We start from the raw sequence: 5,637 nt of genomic DNA on the forward strand, positions 1-5,637 counted from the left end.
CGAGGGGGAGTATGTGAGTCTCTGTAAAGTAGTTAAGAAGAAACTTCTAAATCATTTAGTAAATAAGATTAAAAATTTTTCTCGAAAATAAGAAACTTGCACGATTTACTCATTACTTAGCCAATACTAGAGTTTATACTAGTTATTGTAAAGATGATCATCCAAAAGAAGGAAGGAGGCAACCTTATGGCTAAAAATACAAATCGTTTAGAAATTGATTCTCTAAGTTTTGAGGTTGAAAACCAAGAACTTTCTGGGAAATCAGAAGCTAGTGGTATACAGCTTTTAAAATGACAGTAGCAGGTCTCTGTGGATTGTATTTCACCTATTCCTATGAGTGTACGAGAAATAATGTTCGTTGTTAGATAAAACAAAAGGAAAATTCTAGTGTTTTATTACAAAATATTGACAACATTTTGATTTGGTGTTATATTTACGGGGAGAAATACAAATAGAACAAGGCAACTTTGAGATTGATTCTTTGGATTGTGGAAATTAATAGCCAAGAATTGGATGGAAAATCTGCTGCTGAGTAGGGTACGGCTGTTAGATTAACAGCACAGGGGCGCTGTGGTTGGTGATTTACATATTCTTATGAATGTATTTCGCCAAACGTGCGCTGTGGATAAAACTCTCTATTTTTTGACAGGAGGATAAAATGGAAGGAATTATTGGAACACTAGAATTCTATGCACCTGTACTGGTCTTAGGAGTTGTTGTCATAGGGATTGTTTACTTTATGAAAAAAAGAAACGATCGCAAATAATCAACATCGACCGATACCTGAAAAAGGCATCGGTTTTTTTTAACTTGAATATATTGCACAAAATACTCATGGAAAACCTTGAAAGAAACCGTATAATGAGAGAGTAATAAAGAAACGGAGGAATGAAATGATGAAACAGCTTATTGTGACAGGATTAACGAAAACATTTGGTCAAGGGGATAATATCGTTCATGCATTATTAGATGTGAACTTGTCCGTTGAAAAAGGTGAATTTCTGGCAATTATGGGTGCCAGTGGTAGTGGAAAAACAACACTTCTCAACTGTATTTCAACGATTGATAAACCAACATCAGGTGAGATTCGATTTGAAGATTTTGACATTATCCATGCCAAGGAAAATGAACTAGCTGACTATCGTGCTAAAAACATTTCCTATATTTTCCAAGCCTACAACCTGGTGGAAACCTTGACGGTCTATGAAAATATCGTTCTACCTCTTCAAATTCAGGGGAAAAATATCAAAAAACATCAGGATAAGATTGAGGAAATTTTGGATAAGTTGGATATCCAAAACTTAAAAGATAAGTTTCCTAATCAGTTATCAGGTGGTCAGCGACAACGAGTGGCAACTGCTAGAGCCTTGATTGATGATTCTAAACTGATTATCGCAGATGAGCCGACAGGAGCCTTGGACTCTGCCAATTCTGAAAAACTGATGGCACTTTTGCAGGAAATCAATAAAAGTTTTGGTATTACCATTTTACTGGTTACGCATGACCCTGCTGCAGCAAAGTATTCCTCACGGATGGTGCTACTTAGCGATGGAAAGATTATGGATGATTTGGAACGTAACAGCTTAACTAATGAACAGTATTTGCAAGAGATTTACAGCCGTACCAGATAGGAGGGGGAGAGTATGTATCCAAAATTGATTTTACGAAATGTATTTCGAAATTTACAGACCTATACCATCTATTTTTTCAGTCTGACCTTGATTTATAGCTTGCTCTACGCTTTTAATGCTTTACCAAGCCATCCAGTGATGCAAAGTTTATCAGGAGCAAAGGAAATGTTGACGACGGTGATGAGTCAGTACATGGGCTTGCTTTCCTATCTGATTCTATCGGCGATTGCCTTTCTCATCGTTTACTCCACAAACTTTGTCCTGGGACGGCGCAAGAAAGAGCTGGGACTTTATGCAACGCTGGGAATGAAGAAGAAGCAGATTATCCGTACCCTGTTCTTTGAAACCATGCTGGTCAATATCTTTTCCTTGATTCTAGGTTTCTTTCTTGGAGTGATCTTACTGGTCATTCTAGCTAAGATTGCATCTGAGTTTTTCATGGCTAATTACTTTGGTAATCTGGTTTTCTTTGATAGTAAGTCTGTCATCTTACTAGTTTATTCCTATTTGGTAACCAGTTTTATTGTTGGTGTCATGGACATTATCACTTTTAGAAAGCAAAATATCATTGCACTCATTCAAGAAAATGGGGTCAAGAAATCTGTCTTGGCAAAAGGTAAGCCAGTTCTTCAAGCACTTCTCTTTATTCTTTCGACAGCTGTTATCGGTTTTGGTGCTCTCTATTTTTCAGACTATCACCATCTATCACTCTTGAAAAGTTGGGGTATCTTGCTGGTATCTGTCTTCGTGATTTTTGTGATTTTGTTTTACAATACCTTGAGCCATTTTATCTTGGTCTCTCTTAGAAAACTGCCTCAAACCTACTATAATAAACTAAACACTTTTAAAATCCGTCAATTTTCAAAACAAGCTGATAGTAATTCGGTCACGTTGGCTGTCTTATCCTTGACCTTGACACTGGCTCTCAGCTTACTCGTTTTTAGTGGTAGTGCCTATACGACTATGAACCGAGAGCTGAACAAATACTCACCTTATGATGTAACTGTCAATCTCTACCGTGGTAAAGAGTTTCAATTTTCTCAGGAATCTGTCAAAGACAGATTGAAAGCAGATGGCTTTGACTTTAATGTCATCAAAGAAGAGTACAGCTATCCTATCTATTCTAGTGATTTAACCTATAAAGATTTGATTGATACTAGCAATCTCTGGGCGCATGATAAGGAACTTCCTGAATCAAAAGTACCGATTTTAGGAATTTCTGCCTACAATTATCTCCGCAAACTGCAAGGTGAAAGAGAGGTTGACTTGGCAGATAACCAATTTCTGGTCAATGCTAACTATAAAGGAACTGCCAAGCAGATTCAGGACTTTCTATCAAGGACTAAAACCCTCATGATTAACGGTCATTCTCTCAAACTTGTCTCTTCAAAGCCACTTGAAACAGTTTACTTTTTATCGTCAGTGGGTACAAATGACACAGGAACCTTAATTGTACCAGATAAGGTAGTAGTTGGATTGACGGAAGACCACACGACCTATGTTGCCAATTTCAAAGAAAATATCGACAAACGGAAAGTAGAAACATTCTTAAGTCAGTGGATAGAAAAATACTACTTCACCCGTGATGGAGCAGAGTTGAATTCGTTCACCTATCAAACGAAAGGAAGAATTTTTGAGATTTATCTTGGATTTATGGGCGTCATTGTCTTTGTCATGATTTTTGTCAGTGTTATTTTTATCATTATTTCCCTCAGTATCTTGTCACTTCAAACTTCTACAAGCGCTTTGGATAGTGTCAATGATTATCAAATCTTATACCTTCTTGGGAACAAGAGAAAGCAAAATCGCTTTATTCTTTTGCAACAGATACTAAGTTATTTCTTAGTTCCGTTGGTTATCGCAGGTCCGCTAGCACTTGCCTTGAGTACAGCTCTTTTGGGCTATTTTGAGAACTTCGCTAATACCAGCATTTCTATAGATATCACCTATCTGGGAGTAGCGGTCTTACTATTTGTCCTTTACCTGCTAGTGACTTACAGAGTAAGTTGGCAAATTATTGAAAATTAAGTCAAATACCATAGTTGCCTATCCGACAATTCTGGTATTGTGTTATAATGATATTAAAGTAGTTCAGGAAGTAGATACATATGAAACAGTTTGTCAAATCGCTCTCGAAAAACTCACTTTTATTGTGGTGGTTGACGATTTTGAATCATCTAGCTTTAATGATTTATATTTATTATAGGATTCCTCTGGACTTTTCGACAGATTTTTCCTTGCAGATGGTTTTATTGCTGATTATTGCTTTAATTGTATTTAGCTATATTTGTAATATTGTGACCTTTCGGTATAGTGAGTTGAAACTTTGGTTGCTCCTGATGATGTTTCTCATTAGCTGGCAATCCATATTTAACCAAGGAGTTGCGAGCACCCTGTTGCACTTTTTTGATATTCTTCATCCGCTCAACTCTTTTTTATTGGTGTATAGTTCTCTGTCTATTATCTTTCTGGGAGAGAAAATAGGAGAAGAACTGTTGAGTGTGTCCTTTGTGTTGACACTAATCACCATTAGTTCGTATCTGTTAAGTCCTTCAATTTTTCTATTTCTGTCCTTGTTTGCGTCTTTCTTCTTAAACCTTGTTCCCTTGATTTTACTGATTTTATATCATAAAGAGTTGAAAAGTAAACTCAAGTATCAGAGACGAAATTTGTGGATATTAGCTTTGATATTGCCTCTTTCTTATTTCTTTTTGTATATCAATACGAGGGGCTCAGGAGTGATGAACCTAGTCTGGTATCTTGAGATTATTGGAATACTTGCTTTTTTGCATCTCAAAACAATTATTAACTCTCTTCAGAAAAAGGTATCAGAGTTGAAGTTGTCCTATATAAAAGCTTTTTCACGCTTGTTTTTACTGGTTATGTTTTTGTTAGTAGGCATTTTCATCATCTTTCATTTAGACTTAAACACGAGCTTTTTGGTATTGAATATCATGTTACTATTGTTCGGGATTTGTTCGGAAGAATTGATTCGCCTCTTTCGTTCTGCTGATATGCTAGATGCTAGGGATTATGTAAAAGTTCTCTTTTTAAAGCGTAATCGTATGGTGAAAAGTCTGCTGGCAAATGAAGACACAGAACAACAGTTCTCCGAATTTCTTCACAATGAAATCCTGCAAAATGTGATGGCAATAAAAAATTTCAATAAATATAGTAGCAATCAAGCTTTTGGTGAACAGATCAATCTGGTGACAGAGGAGTTGGTTCAGCGGATTCGCGAGCGGATGGATTATTATCAGCCAATGGTAGAAACAGACGAGCAGTTAGACATCCAGTATCAAGGGCTGATTAATCGGATTGTCAAGCGCTATCACGCAGAAAATGAAGTTGTCACACAGTTTCCTGCCCACTTTAGGCTTTTATCTCCTTACGATAAAATTGCCTATCGTCTGGTTGAGGAACTGACGACCAATGCCGTTAAGTACGCTAGTGGTGGAAGGATTTCTTTGAAGATTGATGTGCATGATGACACTATTTTTATCATTTCTGAAAATGACTGCCTTCAAACAGAAAAATCCTTAGGTTATGGCTTGAAAAATATGTCTAATAAAATTAGTGTTTTAGGTGGTCAGATGCAGATTTTTGAAAATAATAAGAGATTTCGTGTAGAAATTACTCTCCCGATTGATAAGGAGTTGTGTTATGAAAATTTTGTTAATTGATGATCATAAATTATTTAGCCAAAGTATCAAGATGATTTTAGAGTTATCGGAAAACATTAAAAAGGTCCAGTTAGTGGATAATTTTTCGACTATTTCGGAGATTGCTTTTAATGACTACGACATTATTTTGATTGACATCAACCTGACGAGTCTGTATCAAGCTGATGGGCTGACCTTGGCACAAGAGATTATCGACAATGGTTGTTCTAGTAAGGTTGTGATTTTGACAGGTTACAGTAAAAAAATGTATGAACACCGAGCTAAAGTTATGGGGGCTTATGGCTTTCTGGATAAAAGCATGAACCCAGATGAGTTGGTGAAAA

The 5,637-nt window shown here is 36.4% G+C and carries 6 protein-coding genes; 5 read left to right on the plus strand and 1 reads right to left on the minus strand.

Annotated features, from left to right (window positions below):
* Positions 1 to 658: 658 nt before the first annotated feature.
* The 3 genes from SMIDD26_RS11340 (at position 659) to SMIDD26_RS02425 (ending at position 3,659) form a co-directional block, all read left to right on the plus strand.
* A complete protein-coding gene (locus SMIDD26_RS11340; protein ID WP_004256158.1) occupies positions 659 to 766 on the plus strand; it encodes a QVPTGV class sortase B protein-sorting domain-containing protein in 108 nt (35 codons plus the stop codon).
* 130 nt (positions 767 to 896) lie between these two features.
* Positions 897 to 1,631, plus strand: a complete 735-nt coding sequence (locus tag SMIDD26_RS02420) for an ABC transporter ATP-binding protein (protein ID WP_061438795.1) — start codon at positions 897 to 899, stop codon at positions 1,629 to 1,631.
* 12 nt (positions 1,632 to 1,643) lie between these two features.
* A complete protein-coding gene (locus tag SMIDD26_RS02425) occupies positions 1,644 to 3,659 on the plus strand; it encodes an FtsX-like permease family protein (protein ID WP_061438796.1) in 2,016 nt (671 codons plus the stop codon).
* Between the two features lie 239 nt (positions 3,660 to 3,898).
* Here SMIDD26_RS02425 and SMIDD26_RS12565 read toward each other — a convergent pair whose 3' ends face one another.
* A complete protein-coding gene (locus tag SMIDD26_RS12565; RefSeq protein WP_246746860.1) occupies positions 3,899 to 4,051 on the minus strand; it encodes a hypothetical protein in 153 nt (50 codons plus the stop codon).
* 534 nt (positions 4,052 to 4,585) lie between these two features.
* On the opposite strand from SMIDD26_RS12565, the gene SMIDD26_RS12570 reads away from it, so the two are divergent.
* Positions 4,586 to 5,314, plus strand: coding sequence for a sensor histidine kinase (locus SMIDD26_RS12570; RefSeq protein WP_246746861.1), 729 nt, complete (start codon positions 4,586 to 4,588; stop codon positions 5,312 to 5,314).
* On the plus strand, positions 5,295 to 5,637 hold a 343-nt coding region (locus SMIDD26_RS11345), incomplete at its 3' end, for a response regulator (RefSeq protein WP_134990136.1). The genes SMIDD26_RS12570 and SMIDD26_RS11345, both read left to right, overlap by 20 nt.

This window comes from Streptococcus mitis (assembly GCF_001579035.1).
In the GTDB taxonomy this organism is placed as follows: Bacteria; Bacillota; Bacilli; order Lactobacillales; family Streptococcaceae; genus Streptococcus; species Streptococcus mitis_J.